Annotated in this window: 12 protein-coding genes; 7 read left to right on the forward strand and 5 right to left on the reverse strand. The window is 57.4% G+C overall.

Annotation, left to right across the window (positions count from 1 at the left end; translation table 11 throughout):
• Nucleotides 1–5: 5 nt before the first annotated feature.
• The 3 genes from QEH54_RS18060 to QEH54_RS18070 are packed head-to-tail and all read right to left on the reverse strand — an operon-like array spanning nt 6 to nt 3,856.
• The gene (locus tag QEH54_RS18060) at nt 6–683 is read right to left on the reverse strand and encodes a response regulator transcription factor (protein ID WP_309020105.1); all 678 of its coding nucleotides are present in this window, start codon (nt 681–683) and stop codon (nt 6–8) included.
• Nucleotides 676–2,385, reverse strand: a complete 1,710-nt coding sequence (locus QEH54_RS18065; protein ID WP_309020106.1) for a HAMP domain-containing sensor histidine kinase — start codon at nt 2,383–2,385, stop codon at nt 676–678. Before QEH54_RS18065 ends, QEH54_RS18060 begins: the two co-directional genes overlap by 8 nt.
• A gap of 1 nt (nt 2,386) precedes the next feature.
• Nucleotides 2,387–3,856, reverse strand: a complete 1,470-nt coding sequence (locus QEH54_RS18070; RefSeq protein WP_309020107.1) for a hypothetical protein — start codon at nt 3,854–3,856, stop codon at nt 2,387–2,389.
• Nucleotides 3,857–3,991: 135 nt separating this feature from the next.
• On the opposite strand from QEH54_RS18070, the gene rsmG reads away from it, so the two are divergent.
• Complete coding sequence (gene rsmG / locus QEH54_RS18075) at nt 3,992–4,630, forward strand: 16S rRNA (guanine(527)-N(7))-methyltransferase RsmG (protein WP_309020108.1); 639 nt, start codon at nt 3,992–3,994, stop codon at nt 4,628–4,630.
• A 52-nt stretch (nt 4,631–4,682) separates the two neighbouring features.
• Complete coding sequence (locus QEH54_RS18080; RefSeq protein WP_309020109.1) at nt 4,683–7,163, forward strand: DEAD/DEAH box helicase; 2,481 nt, start codon at nt 4,683–4,685, stop codon at nt 7,161–7,163.
• Nucleotides 7,164–7,266: 103 nt separating this feature from the next.
• Here the strand turns inward: QEH54_RS18080 and QEH54_RS18085 are convergent, their stop codons facing one another.
• Together QEH54_RS18085 and QEH54_RS18090 are read right to left on the reverse strand one after the other, a co-directional pair.
• Nucleotides 7,267–7,665, reverse strand: a complete 399-nt coding sequence (locus QEH54_RS18085; RefSeq protein ID WP_309020110.1) for a hypothetical protein — start codon at nt 7,663–7,665, stop codon at nt 7,267–7,269.
• 4 nt (nt 7,666–7,669) lie between these two features.
• Nucleotides 7,670–8,542, reverse strand: coding sequence for a hypothetical protein (locus tag QEH54_RS18090; protein WP_309020111.1), 873 nt, complete (start codon nt 8,540–8,542; stop codon nt 7,670–7,672).
• A gap of 89 nt (nt 8,543–8,631) precedes the next feature.
• Between QEH54_RS18090 and QEH54_RS18095 the strand changes: the two genes are divergently transcribed.
• The 5 genes from QEH54_RS18095 (at nt 8,632) to QEH54_RS18115 (ending at nt 15,623) form a co-directional block, all read left to right on the forward strand.
• Nucleotides 8,632–9,627 (forward strand): 3'(2'),5'-bisphosphate nucleotidase, encoded by a 996-nt coding sequence (locus tag QEH54_RS18095; protein ID WP_309020112.1) that lies wholly within the window; start codon nt 8,632–8,634, stop codon nt 9,625–9,627.
• Nucleotides 9,628–9,968: 341 nt separating this feature from the next.
• A complete protein-coding gene (locus QEH54_RS18100; protein ID WP_309020113.1) occupies nt 9,969–11,177 on the forward strand; it encodes a TolC family outer membrane protein in 1,209 nt (402 codons plus the stop codon).
• Between the two features lie 32 nt (nt 11,178–11,209).
• A complete protein-coding gene (locus tag QEH54_RS18105) occupies nt 11,210–12,085 on the forward strand; it encodes a response regulator (protein ID WP_309020114.1) in 876 nt (291 codons plus the stop codon).
• Nucleotides 12,085–14,322 (forward strand): type I secretion system permease/ATPase, encoded by a 2,238-nt coding sequence (locus QEH54_RS18110; RefSeq protein WP_309020115.1) that lies wholly within the window; start codon nt 12,085–12,087, stop codon nt 14,320–14,322. The genes QEH54_RS18105 and QEH54_RS18110 overlap by 1 nt, the downstream gene beginning before the upstream one ends.
• Before the next feature lie 11 nt (nt 14,323–14,333).
• The gene (locus QEH54_RS18115) at nt 14,334–15,623 is read left to right on the forward strand and encodes an HlyD family type I secretion periplasmic adaptor subunit (RefSeq protein WP_309020116.1); all 1,290 of its coding nucleotides are present in this window, start codon (nt 14,334–14,336) and stop codon (nt 15,621–15,623) included.
• Nucleotides 15,624–15,625 lie beyond the last annotated feature (2 nt).

Consider the following 15,625-nt stretch of genomic DNA (forward strand, 5'->3'; position numbering starts at 1 on the left):
CTTGTTCACTGCGGTTCGAACCGATACCCGACATCGCGAATCGTCTGAAGAAACCGAGGATTCGCGGGCGATGCCTCGATCTTGGCTCTCAAGGTGGTGACGCAGCGATCGACGCTTCGCTGCGTCACCAAAACGCTGCTTCCCCACACGCTCGCCATGATGCCCTGACGCGAAAGCGCTTTGCCTTGATTGATCACCATGTATTCGAGCAACTGATACTCCTTGCGGGTTAACTTCACTTCCGTTCCCTCACGGGTGAGACGTAGTGAATCCCGGTCCAAGATGAACTCTCCAAACGTGAATACGCGTTGATCCTCGCATCGGTGCCGCCTGAGAAACGCTCTGACGCGGGCGATCAGCTCCTTCACGGAAAATGGCTTCACCACATAGTCGTCGGCTCCGAGCTCGAGTCCCTTCACCACATCACGCTCTTGCCCCTTTGCCGTCAGCATGAGGATCGGCATGGAGCAGCCCTCCCGCCGGGCGGTCTCGCAAATCGAAAATCCGTCGATACCGGGAAGCATCACATCGAGCAAAACCAAGTCCGCTCCCTGATCCAGCAACAGGTCTAAACCCGTCGTCCCATCTGCAGCGTATGCTACTTCATAGCCCTCGCAGGCGAAATTGTCACAAAGTCCGCGGGCGAGAGCCTCGTCGTCCTCCACTATCAGAATTTTAGGCATAGGGTATACTCACTCTAAACAGGCTTCCTTTTCCGAGTTCGCTTTCGACTTCGACGTGTCCCATGTGTTTGGATACGACAAAGTGAACAATGCTGAGTCCAAGTCCAACGCTCCCCGAGTGCCGACCCCTGGAGTTCGCGGTTTGATAGAATTTTCTGAAAATCAATTTCTGATCCCGTTTCGAAATTCCCACGCCGAAGTCGCGCACCTCGAACGAAGCGGCCTTCTGCCCCTTCCGAAGCCTCAGCTCGATCCTCGGGTTGGGACCGCCGTACTTGAAAGCGTTTTCCATCAAGTTCCCCAGCACCGTCACCAAGGCGTCTTGATCAGCCGCAATCTCAGGAACTTCCTCATCCACCTCGCAGGCCAGTTCAAAGCCCTGCCCTTGGAATCGTTCGCGAAAGGCCTCCACCGCGACTCGTACCGTCTCCGCAGGAGAAACCGGCCTGATCTCGAAATTTCCTTTCGACCGCTCCATGCGGGAGAATGACAGGAAATTGTCTATCAGGCGGCCAAGGCGCTGGTTTTCTCGCGACACCAGCTCAATGTATTCTCTCGCATCCACTTTTCCGATACGATCTTCATCGAGCAAGGTATCGATCAAAAGCCGGATCGAAGAAACGGGAGTCTTGAGCTCATGCGTCACCGTGGCGACCAGATCGTCCTTGAGCTGATTCACACTGGCCTGTCGTTTCAACATGACCACAATGGTCCCTCCGGAAACCAGCGACAGGACCAGCACGATGACCACCACCCAGAGATAGAGCATCAATCGATCGCTCGAGAGCTCCTCCAACGAAACGCCATCGCGCAGGCGCAATTCCAGGAAAGACAGCGGAGCGGCAAGGACTCTTGATTCGGTTTCCGCAGTCCGCGGCGTCCCCGCCAACGACACACCAACGCCAAGCTCCTTTAAGTCGGGCTGCGATTCGAGCTTGTCGAATAAGGCATCCAATCGAAAGACGCGTACTAACGGCTCGCCCTCCTTTCTCAGGTAAAGGAAGTTCTCGGAGCGCGCCATTCCATCGAATTCGAGAAGACGTTCCCTCCCTCCCACTTCGTTTAGCCAAGCTTCCACCATGCGCTCCTTTTCTGCGAATGCGAGGATGGCTTCCGAATCGGAATGCGGCGCATAGGTCCGCATCAGAAATCGTTTTTGAACCGGATCCGCTTGGCTCTGAAGAAACCGCAGTACGTAGGCATCGGCGGCTGACTGGAAACGAGGCGACAAGACCGCCCCGTCATCGATCTGCTCCACCGCCATCGCCAAGAGAATCGGACCGATGAAACGCCCGCCGAGGAGACGAAGGCCCGTTTTTGCATCGTCCTCAAGCACGGACGCGAACCAATCGAGCGCTTTCCCATCCCGCGCTTCCTGCAGGACCTGTCTGGCGCGGTCCGACTCTTGACGAGTCACTGAGGGCGTTGAAACATCCAATGGGTAGGCAACGCTTCCCTCGCCCAAATCCAGTTCACCCGACTCTAGCCAGGTCAAGATCAGCCCCTCGGCATCGGCGAGCCGCCGCTGGTTCGTTTCCGCTACCAGCCTAGCCAGCGATTCGTTTTCATTCTCCACCGCATTGCTGACCAACCAGACGACGCAGAGCACTGGGCTCACGATGCCGATAGCCAGAAACAAGTAGGTTACCCAAACCGGAGTTTGGGCAACGCTCTTTGATCGAGATTTTGAAAGGCCTAGCACCTTAGTCGGTTTTGACGAAACTGTTCATGATTCCCTCGAAAACCGGCAGCATCTCGGGCTCATCCGAAGCAGGGATTCGAGCTTCCCAGAGGTAGTGACGGTCGTTTCCGAGCAAGGCATACAAATAAGCGCGCTGCTCATCGCCTGACTCATCATCGGGTTGCGTTCGCAGAGCGATTCCCGAAAGCTCGCCGAGGCGAAGCTCCTTGGTCCACGTTTCGTCCAGACCCCCTTTAGCGGACGAGGTCACCTTCTCAATCGCTTTGTTTTTGAGAGAATCTAGCGTCAACGCCTCCTCTTCGATCCATTCGGAATTCGCGAGCGAGGTGAGATTGTAGACGCCCCGCACCGTTGGCTCGGCGAGCCACACCCTCTGCTTGTCAGCGCTGTTGGATTCATCCTGGGGAACCGCTCCCCAAGAAGCCGGCAAAGTTATGGCGTAGTCATGAGCCTCATTGCGGTACTCGATGGTCCCGTCGTAATCGATGGTTTCGACTTTGCGAAGCACCGACTCGATGCCGCCAGAAATCGTCTTGACCAACAGTCTCCGATCATCCGCCGTGAAAAAGGCGTGCTGCTCCTGCCCCACAATCTTGATCAAGACATCATAGCACTCCACCTTTCCGAGGACAGTATCCATCTCGCTGATACTCTCGACTTTGAACGTCACGTCCACGGGAACGCCGGAGAAACTGACGAAGATTTTCTTGGTCATGGTATAACCCGGTTCCAAGGGGAGCTGACGCATCAGTTCGTAAGCCTGCTCGTTGTCGTAGACGCGCTCATTGAAGTTGAAACTCCGCTCCTGACCGGACTTCGCGTACTGGACCTTCGCGGAAAGCCCGTCCTCGGCATACCAAGCCCGTACGCGCCCCATTTCCTTGAGACTCATGTGGCTGTAGAGCGTCTTGAAGGTCTCCGGCTCGAACTCCACCACGGTGCACCGATTTCCGTTTAGCAGGTAACGCGTTTCCTTTCGCCAGAGCTCGCGCCCTTCCCAGTCATATCGAAAAATGGTGGAGAAACTGTGTCCAATCACATTGCCCGTAGGGAGCACCCAGTCGTACCAGGTCCTTTCTCCATCCTCCCAAGGAGTAATGGTCGGATCGAAATCCTTCGGCAGCAGAGCCTTGGCCTCGGTGAACCATGGAGCTTCTTCCGGATAACGTTCGACCAGCTCTCCTAGCAGCTTGAAGGCGAGCGACTCTTTGCCTTGCTCCAAGTAAATGCTAGCGAGTCGGAAATGAGCCTCAGCGGCGAGCGAGTCCAGCAGTTCGGTCTCGGCCAGGATCCCCTCGAACACGAGAGCCGCCGCATCGAGGTCGGCTTCGCCCTCCTGCAAGTAGACCGCCTTTTCCAATTGATCCGAAAGGAGCAGGGAGCTGGTCCCATCTTGGGCGACTGCGAAGTGGCTGATAGCGACCACGGCGGACGCCCCTAATAGAGTTCTAAGCAATGGTGTGTTTTTCATAGTGCCGCCATCATAGGCAGTCCATGTTACCGCCATGTTACCTGCAAGTCACCGGTGTGTCTTTTTTTAGCGAACCGCGTGCGAATCTTTTGTTTCGCCAAGACCAGCAATCCCACTTTCCTTGCCAATCCTTCCATGACCATCGACACCTCCATCATCTCTCAGCACTTTCCCGAACTCAGCGAGCTGCAACGTGAGCGTTTCCAGCAGTTTGCCGAGGCCATCGTCGAGTGGAACGCCAAGATAAACGTCATCTCGCGCCACGACGTGGAAAACGTGGCCAAGCGCCACATCCTGCATTCCCTCGCCATCGCCAAGACCATGCGCTTCGAGCCGGACAGTACCGTTATCGACGTGGGCACCGGCGGCGGTTTTCCCGGCGTGCCATTGGCCATTCTTTTCCCCGAGGTTCGCTTCCTCCTTGTCGACTCCATCGGCAAGAAAATCAAGGTGGTGCAGGACTGCCTCGAGCGACTCGAACTCGAAAACGCCGTGGCTGCCCAGTGTCGCGTGGAAGAGGTCGATCGCCAGGTGGACTTCATCGTGGCCCGCGCCGTGACCCAGTTGCCGAAATTCATGGGATGGATTCGCAAAAAGGTGAAACGAAACGGCTTCAACCCACTCCCCAACGGCGTGCTGTACCTCAAAGGTGGCGACCTTTCGGAGGAATTTTCCGGCATCCCGGAAACGCCCAGCGTTCACCCCATTCGCGACTATTTCGACTACGAGGAGTTTGACCAGAAATACGTCATCCACGTCCCGGTCAAAAGATAGCGACACGTCTTCCATTCTTCCATACTCCTTCTTCCTTCTTCGTCTAGAGAGCATGCGTCTTCGAATCATTCTCCCGCCTAACCTGGAAACAAGCGCCCCTCGGGACGCCATCCCCACTAAGCTCGAGATCGAACTCTCACCGGGCAAAAATTCGGCTCCCGAAAAAGTCGGCATGGACCAGCTCGCAGCTCTTGACGAAGCGGGCCGCGTGGCCGCGTTTTCTCTTCTGCAATGGGGAGGAGGAAAACTGGGCTCCTTCCTGCAGCTCGATCGCGAGCAGCTCGCGCAGCTCGTCACCCAGCTTAGCGGGCAGTCGTGCTTTTTCTGGGCCAACAAACCGAAGGAGCCGATCGATTGGATTTTCAGCGAACTCGTAGGCGTATCCGAACATTTAGGACAAGAGAGCTCCAAGGGAAACGAGCCCATCAGTGAGGAGCAGGAAATCGAGGACCTGGAGGAGCCTTCCGAGCCCGAATTGCCCGACCTGTCCGGCTATGAAGGCACGCCGCTACGAGTGGATGGCTCGACCCACTACCTCGCTATCTCTCTACCGTCTCGGGAGCATCCCTGCTACGACGAGATTCGCGAACTGGTGCAAAGCTATCGCTTCAAGCTCGAACCGGGAAACAGAAAATGGTGGCTGCGCGACCGGCACCAGACTTTGAATTTCCTGGGCGAGCATTGGGATGACCTAGAGCGTCGCTACGGGGCGGAGTTTTCAGCCAATTTCCAGCAGCGCGCCGCAGGGATTCCGGAAGCGAAAATCAAAACCGAAGTCATCGAAGAGAGAAACGGCTACAACGTCAGCGTATCCATCAGCGCCGGACAGGCTTCTGAGCGAGAAATCAGTCAAAGCCTGAACACCGGGAAAAGCTACGTCGAAACCAATGGCAAGGTCTACTTGCTGCGCAAGGATCGGCTCAAGAATCTGCAAACCGCGCAAAAGAAACTCTCCCTCGATTTCAACGCCCCACTTCTTCACAACGGAAACTACAAAATACCGTACTCTCGAGGCGCGGAAGTGGAGGAGTGCCTTTCCGAGCTCAATCCCAACTTCAAGCCTCCCGCCACCTGGCGAGCTCGTAGCGAGGCGCTCAAGGACTTAACGAGACTCCCTGCTCCGAACCTCGACAGCTCGCTCGAAAACACCTTGAGAGGCTACCAGAAAACAGGCGTCGCTTGGCTGTATCATCTTTTCAATCACCAGCTAGGAGGCATCCTCGCTGACGAAATGGGTCTGGGCAAGACCCTGCAAGCCCTCTCCTTCATCAGCTCGCTAAAAGGTGGCGCGACTTCTTCGAAGACACGCTCTGCGACGCAACCCTCGCTCATCGTCTGCCCGGCATCGCTGGTGGAAAACTGGCGCCGCGAAGCGGCCAAGTTCGTCCCGCATCTCACCGTTTTCGCCAATCACGGGACCAACCGCCTTCAAAACGCGAGCGAATCCCTTCGCTACGATCTGATCATCACCTCGTACGGCACCTTGATTCGCGATCGAAAGCTCTTCGCTGACATCTCGTTCCGATGCGTCATCGGGGATGAAGCCCAACACATAAAAAACCGCCGAACACTAAACGCTAAAGCCATCGCCACGCTGCAGACAGAGGGACGTTTCCTGCTCACGGGTACTCCTATTGAAAACAGTATCCAAGATCTCATGTCGCTGCTCGACTTCATCATGCCAGGTGGATGGAAGCCGATTCCCAATGGAGCTCGAGGGGATGAACGACGCTGGCACGAACGCCGCATTCTCGAGCAGGCAGCTCCCTACATTTTAAGAAGAACGAAACAAGCTGTGGCCACAGAGCTGCCGGAGAAGATCGAACAAGTGCTCTTCGTGGACATGACGCCGGAGCAAAAGAGCGTTTACGACAATGCTCGTCGCTTCGCGGAAAACGAAATCTCGCAACTCGAAAAGAGCGGAGCCAGCGAGGGAGCGATTCGCATGAAGACGCTCACCCAGCTGCTTCGTCTCCGCCAGACCTGCTGCGATCCTCGTTTGATCGACGACAGCCTCAGGCCAGAGCATTCCTCCAAGCTCAACTCTTTCAGCGAACTTTTGGAGGAAGCCATGGATGGCGAGCATCGCATCCTCGTTTTCTCCCAGTTCGTATCCTTGCTTTCGATACTGAAGGAACAACTGGAGGAACAGAGTATCCCCTACTGCTATATCGATGGCTCGACCCGAAACCGCATGGCGGAAGTCGATCGTTTCAACGATTCTTCGAACATTCCCATCTTCCTCATATCGCTCAAAGCGGGCGGCACCGGACTCAACCTCACCGCAGCCGATACCGTAGTGCACTTCGACCCTTGGTGGAATCCTGCTGCGGAAGCTCAAGCCACCGACCGAGCCCACCGTATCGGTCAGACCAAGGTCGTCACCAGCTACAAGCTCATCGTGAGCGATAGCGTGGAGGAAAAGGTGCTGCTCATGCAGAACCAGAAACGCAAGCTGCTGGAGGACATTTTCGAAGCCAGCGAAGCCGCAAACGCCAAGATCACCATGCAGGACCTGAAGGAGCTGATCTAGCAGCGTTTTCCGTTCAGGTAGGGCGTGACCGCCGGGCACGCCGCCAAGGCAACCTAGTTTCACCGTGCGCAACAAAACAAAAAAACGACAAAGCTGGATTCGCCTACTCCGTCTCGATCCCCTTCTCGCTCTGCCGCACCTTGAAGCTACGTCGGCAGGCTCGACAATCCGCCTTTCGCGATACCACCGGGACCAGCAAAGTTCCGAGAATGATGAACAACGCCGTGATGCCGCTGAGCTGACGCAAGGCCACGTCCGAAGAACCGCAATGCGGGCAGCTAAAACTCGATTCCTCCGCTCGGGGCAGGTTCATGAGCTCGATCGCTTGTTCGTATTCGGAATCTGGAACTTCCACCTTAACGCCTCCGACCGCTTGCGTGTAGAGCCACTGCACGCTCGACATGTTGTCGTCCCTCACATTGGGGTGCAGCCCATTGCCTTCCAGCATCGAAGCGAAAAGGTGGGCGTCCTCGGACTTGGTAAAACTGTTAACCGTTCTCAAATTGCTATAGCCGCTTGTCGCAGAGTTTTTTCAATCGATCCCACTCCTCGATGTAGCGTTCGAAGTGCTTCTTCCCGCCATCGATCTCCACCTCCATCAAGGCTCTCACCAGAACCTGCTCGTGTTCGTAGGCCGTAGCGCTGAGCAAACCTGCGAAGTGAGCGATGCGAGCCCAAAGCAGATGGGTGGTGATGGCATCGAACTCATTATAGTCCAAAATCGCCTGCAAGTTCCCTTGCAACCAAAGATCGGATACGAAACCGCCTTCCGTGTCCACTTTTCCAGGAATTCCCGATAGCGTCGCGATCTCGTGCAGTTTCGGTGTCTGCCCCCAACGACCAACCATCGGCGCCATATCCACATTGTGGTCACCGCTGGTGGCAAAATAGTCGACGCCCTCCCATGGCTTGTTCGGGCGCTCGCCCATGCCTTGACCGAAGAGGCCGTTCACGATCGCTCGCTGCACGATGATCGGCACATCCGCATTATGGGAGTTGTAGCCGACCAGTTGCGGTTTGCGGGAGCCGATCGCCTTGAGCAGCATTTTCAGGATGGTGCGCTCCTTAGCCTTTTCAGGATCTTCGGCCGTGGCAGGCAGCGTGACCAGCTTCAGTTTCACCTCTCCTTTCGATACCTCGCGCAGTACCCCAGAAACGGATACGATGCGACAAAGCACGGTCTTAAGATAAGGTTGAGGGTTCTCTTCCGTGGCCCCGCCTTCGTGCCAGAGACGTTTCATGGCCTCCAACGGTCCATGGGCTTGGGTGATGTCCGTCCCATACAGGATTTCCGCGCTGAGCGGATCGGGGATCCACTCAAGATCGAATGAAAAGAGACAAGGCTCGATGGTTTTTAACACGGAGGAGCTATGACGCATTTTTCGGCTCTTGTTAAGTCTTTCTTCGCTCGCTTCACCTCCTTGGCAAAGAACTTGCAAAGGGTCGGTCGGAATCCATCTTGAATCACATGCCTTACTCTGAAGAGCTCGCTGTAGCCAAAGAAGCAGTACGCAAGGCGTCCTTGCTCTGCTCCGCCGCCCAAGCTGGCCTCGTCGATAGCGAAAAGCACGACAAAGCCGACAAGTCTCCCGTCACCGTGGCGGACTATGGAGCTCAAGCGCTCGTTCTCAACACGTTGGCCAAAGCCTTCCCGGAAGATCCAGCGGTGGGCGAAGAGGATTCCAGCGACTTGCGGCAGACGGAAAATGCCGAGCTCTTCGAGCGCGTGGTGGACTACGTGCGAAAAATCGACCCTGCACTCGACGCGGAGGGCATTCTCGCCGCCATCGACCGAGGATCGCACGGCGGCGGCCCAAAGGGACGCTTTTGGACGCTCGACCCGATCGACGGCACCAAAGGATTTCTTCGCGGCGAGCAATACGCGGTGGCCCTGGCGTTGATCGAGAACGGCGAGGTCGTTCTCGGCGTTCTCGGCTGCCCTAACCTTCCCATCGATCCCGCTGACGAAAATTCGGAAAAGGGCTGCCTGCTGTTCGCCACCAAGGGGTCTGGCGCCTTCCAGGCACCATTGAGCGATTTAGATAAGGTGTCGCCGGTCAAAGTCGATTCGGTAGCAGAACCCAGCAAGGCGGTCTTTTGCGAATCCGTCGAATCCGGCCACACCGCTCACGTCCGCTCCGCGGCCATCAGCGAATCTCTAAAAACCGAGGTCGAGCCCTTCCGCATGGACAGCCAGTGCAAGTACGCCGCGGTGTCGCGCGGCCAGGCCTCCGTCTACCTGCGGCTCCCCACTCGTCCGGGGTACGAGGAAAAGATCTGGGACCACGCCGCCGGCTTCATGGTGCTGATCGAAGCAGGTGGAAAAATCGCCGACACCTTCGGCAAGCCGCTTGATTTCTCCATTGGCCGAACCTTGAAGGAAAACAAAGGCATCGTCGCCACCTCTCCGCTCGTTTTCGACCAAGTCGTGAGGGCGGTGGTCGCATCCGGAGCCCCCGCCTAGCCAGCCTCTCGCCACGGCCTGCCGCTCCTTTTTCCCGCCTTCCACTCCAAGCTCGACCCATCCGGAGCTACCAGGGAAACGCCCGCCTGGCAGAGAAAATCCCCCTCTCGCTCGACCGGAGATGCCCTCATTCTCCATCGGAGAGGAGGCCTCTGCGAGAATGCTCATTTGACCCTTGGGTGGCAGACCTCTCAAGTTTGAGCGCCACGAAACGATAATAGAGTGCAAAGCCTATACGCAGCACTCTGAAAACGTTCGCCCCAACCGCAGCCTTCTCCGCAGGCGCCAGCCACCACGCTTGGCGCGCAATTGCCTGCGCCCTTGTCGCCAGTGCGCTCGGCTTGTCCGCCTTGTCCGGTCAGAGCTTGCGAGAGGCCTTGGAGATCGCTCTCGAGCGCTATCCCAAAACGAAAGCCCTCGAGTCGCGGGTCGCGGGAGAAGAGCAGCGGCTAAGCATCGAGCGAGCCAGCCTCCGTCCCCAGCTTAGCCTCAACCTGCGTGGAGGCGAGGAGCGCTTCACCAACACCCTCGGGGAACGGCTCCTGGACGAAAACGGCAGCGCCGCCTTGCAGGGACGCCAGCTGCTGTACGACGGCGGAAACGCCCGGGCCCGCATCCGCGAAGCTCGAGCGAACCTGAAGACGAGCCAGCATTCCTTGGAACGGGTCCGCCAGGACGTCGCCCTCGAGCTGGCCATCTCCTACGTCAACATTCTCAAATTCACCCACCTCACCGAGCTGGCGGAACAAAATGTAAGCCTGCATCGCGAATCGCTGCAAAAGATCGAGAGCAAGTTCGAAGCCGGCGCGGGCCCGCGGGCCGATGTCATGCTGGTGCGGGGTCGCCTCGCCATGGCTCAAGCGGGTCTGGAGGCCCGAAAGCGTCAGCTCAAAAGCGCCCACACCGCCTACCTGAAGCTGACCGGAGCCCTGCCCGGTGAGCTGATCGAACCTGAGTTTCCGGAATGGGCCATGCCCAATTCCATCGACGAAATCGATTTCTCGAAAAACCCGGAGGTGCGGGTGGCTCGCTCCGAGCTGGAGGCCACCGTCTCCCGTCGCGACTCAGCGGAAAGCGCCTATCGGCCTCGCCTCAATTTCGTGGTGGAGGGAAACGCTCTTGAATCCGGCCGCTACGAGCACTTGCAAGAGGACGCCACCGCTCTGCTCACCCTTTCCTACAACCTCTTCGACGGCGGCAAACGCAAAGCCGAAGTCCGCAAAGCCAACGCCCATATCACCGAGGCGGACTGGAAGCTGCAGGACGCCCTTGCGGAAACGGAAACCGCTTTCGCCAACGCCTGGAACGAACTCGTCAGCATCGAGGAGCGTATTTACCTTCTGGAGACGCATCGCGACGCCATCGAATCCGTAGTCGACGCCTACCATGAGCAGTTCGAACTAGGGAAACGACCGCTCATCAATCTGCTCGACGTGGAAAACGAACTTTTCTCCGCCCGCTCGTCTGTGCAAGAGGAGCGTTTCAATCGTCTTCAGGCCGCCTACCGCATCCTCGCCGCAACGGGCGAACTCGTATCCACCCTTCTCTGACACATCGCCCCATCCCTAAGGATCCCTACCATATGAACGACGCATCAAATCCGGAAACTCCCAAAGGCCAACTTCGCGTACTCATCGTCGAAGACTCGAAGATCGAGGCCAAGTTCACCGCGAACCTTCTCAAGAAGAATGGCTACCAGGTGACAAGCGAGCGCGTGGAGACCGAGGAGGACATGACGCGTCAGATCGAGCAGCACGAATGGGATTTGGTGATCTCGGACTACCAGATGCCCGACTTCGACGGAATGCGAGCGCTCAAGGTTTTCAAACGGTACGAGCTAGAAATCCCGTTCATCCTCGTCTCTGGAAAGATCGGGGAAGAAGCGGCGGTGGACCTCATGAAGCAGGGCGCCCACGACTACATCATGAAGGGCAATACCACCCGATTGATCCCTGCTATCGAGAGCCAGCTGAAGGTCGCAGCCAATCGTCGCGAACGTCGCCGCCTGGAGCAGAAGCTCCGCGAAAGCGAAGCCCAGTACCGCGGTTTCTTCGAAAACGCTGCGATCGGCATCTTTCGATGCGAGGAGGATTCGCGTATCCAGGATGTTAATCGTTTTCTAGCCCACGCTCTAGGTTTCGAGAGCAGAGAAGACTGCATTCGCGTGCTGGAAAAGTTGATACCTGAGGTCTACGACGCCCAGACCCGCCAAGCCACCACGGTAGAGCTTGCGGATCAAGCCAGACAAGGCGGACGTTTCGAAGCGGTCTTCCATCGTCAAAACGGTTCCGTGATGGAAGCCATCGTAAACGTCTGGGCGATCGAGGACGAAACGAGACGCACCACGTATCTTGAGGGAACCATCGAGGATGTGACCGAGCAGCGCGAAATGGAACGTAAACTACGCGAGATGGAGCAGCTCCACGAGTCGCTCATCGACCTGACCTCCAACCTCTAATGATCTCCGACCAAAACAAGCAACGTTTGGCCCCTGCCGGAGCTGGTCCGACCCGTAGGGCCAAGGCGCCTGCCTCGCCGCCTAAGGCCGAGCCCAAGGAAACGGCGGAACCCGCCGTGAACCCCATCGACGATCCATTGCTCGACAGCCTGGTGCTGCTTGGAAAGTTGCACGATCGGCAGCTCTCCCCCGACATGCTGGTCGCTGGTCTTCCATTGGTCGAGAATCGCCTCACTCCTCGCCTTTTCGTTCGAGCTGCCGAATCGGCGGGCTTTTCTGCTCGCATCGTCAAGCGCGACCTGAGCTCCATCCCGCAGCTGGTGTACCCTTGCGTGCTCCTGCTCAAAAACAATCGAGCCGCCTTGCTGGTGGGAAAGAACGAGAGCGGCTACAGGATCGTTCTGCCGGAAACCGGTTCTGGCGAAGAGCTGCTGGACGAAGCGACGTTGAAATCCGAATACATCGGCTCCGCGATCTTCGTGAAACCGGAGTTCAAGTTCGACGCCCGGGCCGATAAGGCCGAGCAGCACGTTCGCTCCAAGAACTGGTTTTGGGGCACGCTCTGGAAATACCGCGGCGTCTATCGCAACGTGCTGCTGGCTGCGGTGTTCATCAATCTCTTCGCCATCGCAGGCTCATTGTTCGTGATGAACGTCTACGATCGCGTGATTCCCAACAACGCCATGGACACCCTTTGGGTCCTCGCTTCGGGGGTCACCCTCGTCTACTGCTTCGACTTTCTGCTGAAGATGCTGCGCGGCGCCTTGATCGACAAGGCGGGCAAAAACGCCGACGTGCTGCTCTCCAGCTTCATCTTCCAGCGCGTGCTGGGGATCAAGATGGAGAACAAACCCGCCTCCGCAGGCAGTTTCGCCAATCAAGTAAAGGGCTACGAAAGCCTGCGGGAGTTCTTCACCAGCGCCAGCTTGGCCACCATCGTCGATCTGCCGTTCGTGATCTTCTTCATCGCCTTTATGTATTTCCTAGCCGGCTGGATCGCCCTGATTCCCTTGGCTGGCATCGTTCTCATCCTAGTCGTGGGTTCTATCCTTCACATTCCATTGCGCAAAGCGGCGGAGATCTCGCAGGGCGCCTCCGCCCAGAAGCACGCTTTGCTGGTGGAAGCGATCGGCGGCTTCGAAGCGATCCGCGGCCTTTCCGCTGGTGGGCTCTTCCAGCGCCGCATGGAAAACTTCCTAGGCAGCTCGGCGAAGAGCGAAGTCGCCACACGCCGAATTTCCTCGGCGGCGACCAACTTCACCGTCTTCATCACGCAGATGGTTTCCGTGATCATCGTCGTCGCATCCGTATACCGGATACGCGAAGGAGAAATGAGCATGGGAGCCCTGATCGGATGCACCATCCTTAGCGGTCGAGCCATGGGGCCCATCGGACAGGTCGCCGCCCTTCTCTCCCGACTGCAGCAGTCGCTGGTATCCCTAAAGGGGCTGAACGAGATCGTAGACCTGCCGCAGGAGCGCGATCCGGGCCGCAACTACATTCGAAAGGCGGACTTCAAGCCGAGCATCGAATTCAAGGAGGTGACCTTCGCCTATTCCGAGGATTCCGAACCGGCCGTCCGCAACGCCTCCTTCACTATCGAACCAGGGGAAAAGGTCGCCATTCTGGGACGCGTGGGCTCCGGCAAAAGCACCTTGCTTCGTCTCATTCTCGGCTTTTACCAGCCTACCTCCGGCATGATCCTGGTCAATGGCACCGACATTCGCCAGCTGGATCCGGCCGAGCTGCGCCGAAGACTTGGATACATCGCCCAGGACAACAGCCTCTTTTTCGGCTCGCTCAAGGAAAACATCCTCATGGGCGCCCCATGGGCCGACGAGGAACAGTTGCTCGAAGCGTCCCGGCTCTCCGGCGTGGAGCGCTACGCCAGCCGTCACCCCCTAGGCTACGATCTTCCTATCGGCGAGCGTGGGGAGCGCCTTTCTGGCGGTCAACGTCAGGCCATCAATATCGCCCGCGCCATTCTGCCGAAGCCACCGGTACTCGTCATGGACGAGCCGACCAGCGCCATGGACGCCAACGCGGAGCGCGAATTCATCGCCAACATGGAGAAATATGGAAACGAAGGCGGCCGTACCCTGGTGCTCTCGACCCATAAACCTTCCATGCTCAAACTTGCAGATCGCATCATCGTGATGGACCAAGGCCGCATCGCGGCTAACGGCCCCAAGGCGGAAGTGATGCGACAACTCTCAGCCGGAGCGGGAAGAAACTAATGTCTGATTCCATGAATACGCCAAACAATCCCGGCAATCCGGACAGCGCTTCGTCCCCCGAGAACCAGACCCGCGAGGCGGCCGCCGCCCCCAAGGCTCAGGCCCCGAAGCTCAAGTCGAGCGATCTCGATTTCGTGGCCGATGCCAAAGCAGCCTTTCTGGAAAACCGCAGCCCCTACGCCAGCCTGCTGCTCTTTCTCATCGTGGGCATCATCAGCGCCTGCGTCTACTGGGCCACCACCTCGGAAGTTGATGAGATCACACGGGGACAAGGGAAAGTCATTCCCACCGACTCGCTTCAGGTGGTGCAAAGCCTGGAAGGCGGCATCCTGGCGGAGCTTTTCGTCCAGCAAGGCCAGACCGTGGAGAAAGGCCAGTCGCTCGCACGCATCGACGATACGGCATTCACCGCGGCCCTGAGGGAAAACATCGCTCAACGCGACAACCTGCTCGCCACGGTGGCTCGCCTCGAGGCCGAGGCCAACGATCTCGAGCGTATCCAGTTTCCGGAATACGTAAGCAAGCATCGCCAGGATTTGGTGAAAAGCGAAACTCGTCTATTCGAAAGTCGCCGCAGCAACTTGAAGCGCTCAATCCAGCACCTGACAAAGAGTTTGGAGCTAAAAAACAAGGAGCTTTCCATGACGCGTCCGCTGGCTGAAAGAGGTATCGTTTCGCAAGTCGAGCTGCTCCGTCTCGAAAATGCGGTCAACGATACCGAAAGCGAGCTGGCTCGTATCCAAAACGAATATACAAAAGAGGTCTTGACCAAGCGCAACGAGGGCAAGGCGAAGCTGGAGCAGATCGCCCAGAGTATCGCCGCCTACGAGGACAAGATCCGCCGAGCGACCATTCTCTCCCCCACCCTCGGCACCATCAATAAAATCCACTTCAAAACCATCGGCGGCGTCATCCGCTCAGGCGAGCCCATCGTGGAGATCGTGCCTCAAGAGAGCGACCTGATCGTGGAGGCTGACGTATCGCCATCCGACATCGGCTTCATTCATCCAGGCCAGGAAGCGACCGTCAAACTCACCGCTTACGATTTCTCTATCTACGGCGGCCTCAAAGGCGTCGTCGAACAAATCAGCGCCGACACTTTCACCAACGAACGGGGTGAAAGCTTTTACAAGATCCGCGTTCGAACAGGCGAACGTTCGCTCCATACAAGTGATGCTGAACTGAAGGTCATCCCCGGCATGCAAGTCCAAGTGGACATCCTAACGGGGAAGAAAACCATCGCCGAATACGTATTCAAACCACTCCTACGGGCGAAGATGAACGCCCTTACGGAGCGCTAGCG

The organism is Pelagicoccus sp. SDUM812003, assembly GCF_031127815.1.
Lineage (GTDB): Bacteria > Verrucomicrobiota > Verrucomicrobiia > Opitutales > Opitutaceae > Pelagicoccus.

Excerpts from the sequence above, each read along its gene's own strand:
- QEH54_RS18060 (WP_309020105.1), bottom strand. The coding sequence starts at position 683 with ATGCCTAAAATTCTGATAGTGGAGGACGACGAGGCTCTCGCCCGCGGA.
- QEH54_RS18070 (WP_309020107.1), bottom strand. The coding sequence starts at position 3,856 with ATGAAAAACACACCATTGCTTAGAACTCTATTAGGGGCGTCCGCCGTG.
- rsmG (WP_309020108.1), top strand. The coding sequence starts at position 3,992 with ATGACCATCGACACCTCCATCATCTCTCAGCACTTTCCCGAACTCAGC.
- QEH54_RS18080 (WP_309020109.1), top strand. The coding sequence starts at position 4,683 with ATGCGTCTTCGAATCATTCTCCCGCCTAACCTGGAAACAAGCGCCCCT.
- QEH54_RS18090 (WP_309020111.1), bottom strand. The coding sequence starts at position 8,542 with ATGCGTCATAGCTCCTCCGTGTTAAAAACCATCGAGCCTTGTCTCTTT.
- QEH54_RS18095 (WP_309020112.1), top strand. The coding sequence starts at position 8,632 with ATGCCTTACTCTGAAGAGCTCGCTGTAGCCAAAGAAGCAGTACGCAAG.
- QEH54_RS18105 (WP_309020114.1), top strand. The coding sequence starts at position 11,210 with ATGAACGACGCATCAAATCCGGAAACTCCCAAAGGCCAACTTCGCGTA.
- QEH54_RS18110 (WP_309020115.1), top strand. The coding sequence starts at position 12,085 with ATGATCTCCGACCAAAACAAGCAACGTTTGGCCCCTGCCGGAGCTGGT.
- QEH54_RS18115 (WP_309020116.1), top strand. The coding sequence starts at position 14,334 with ATGAATACGCCAAACAATCCCGGCAATCCGGACAGCGCTTCGTCCCCC.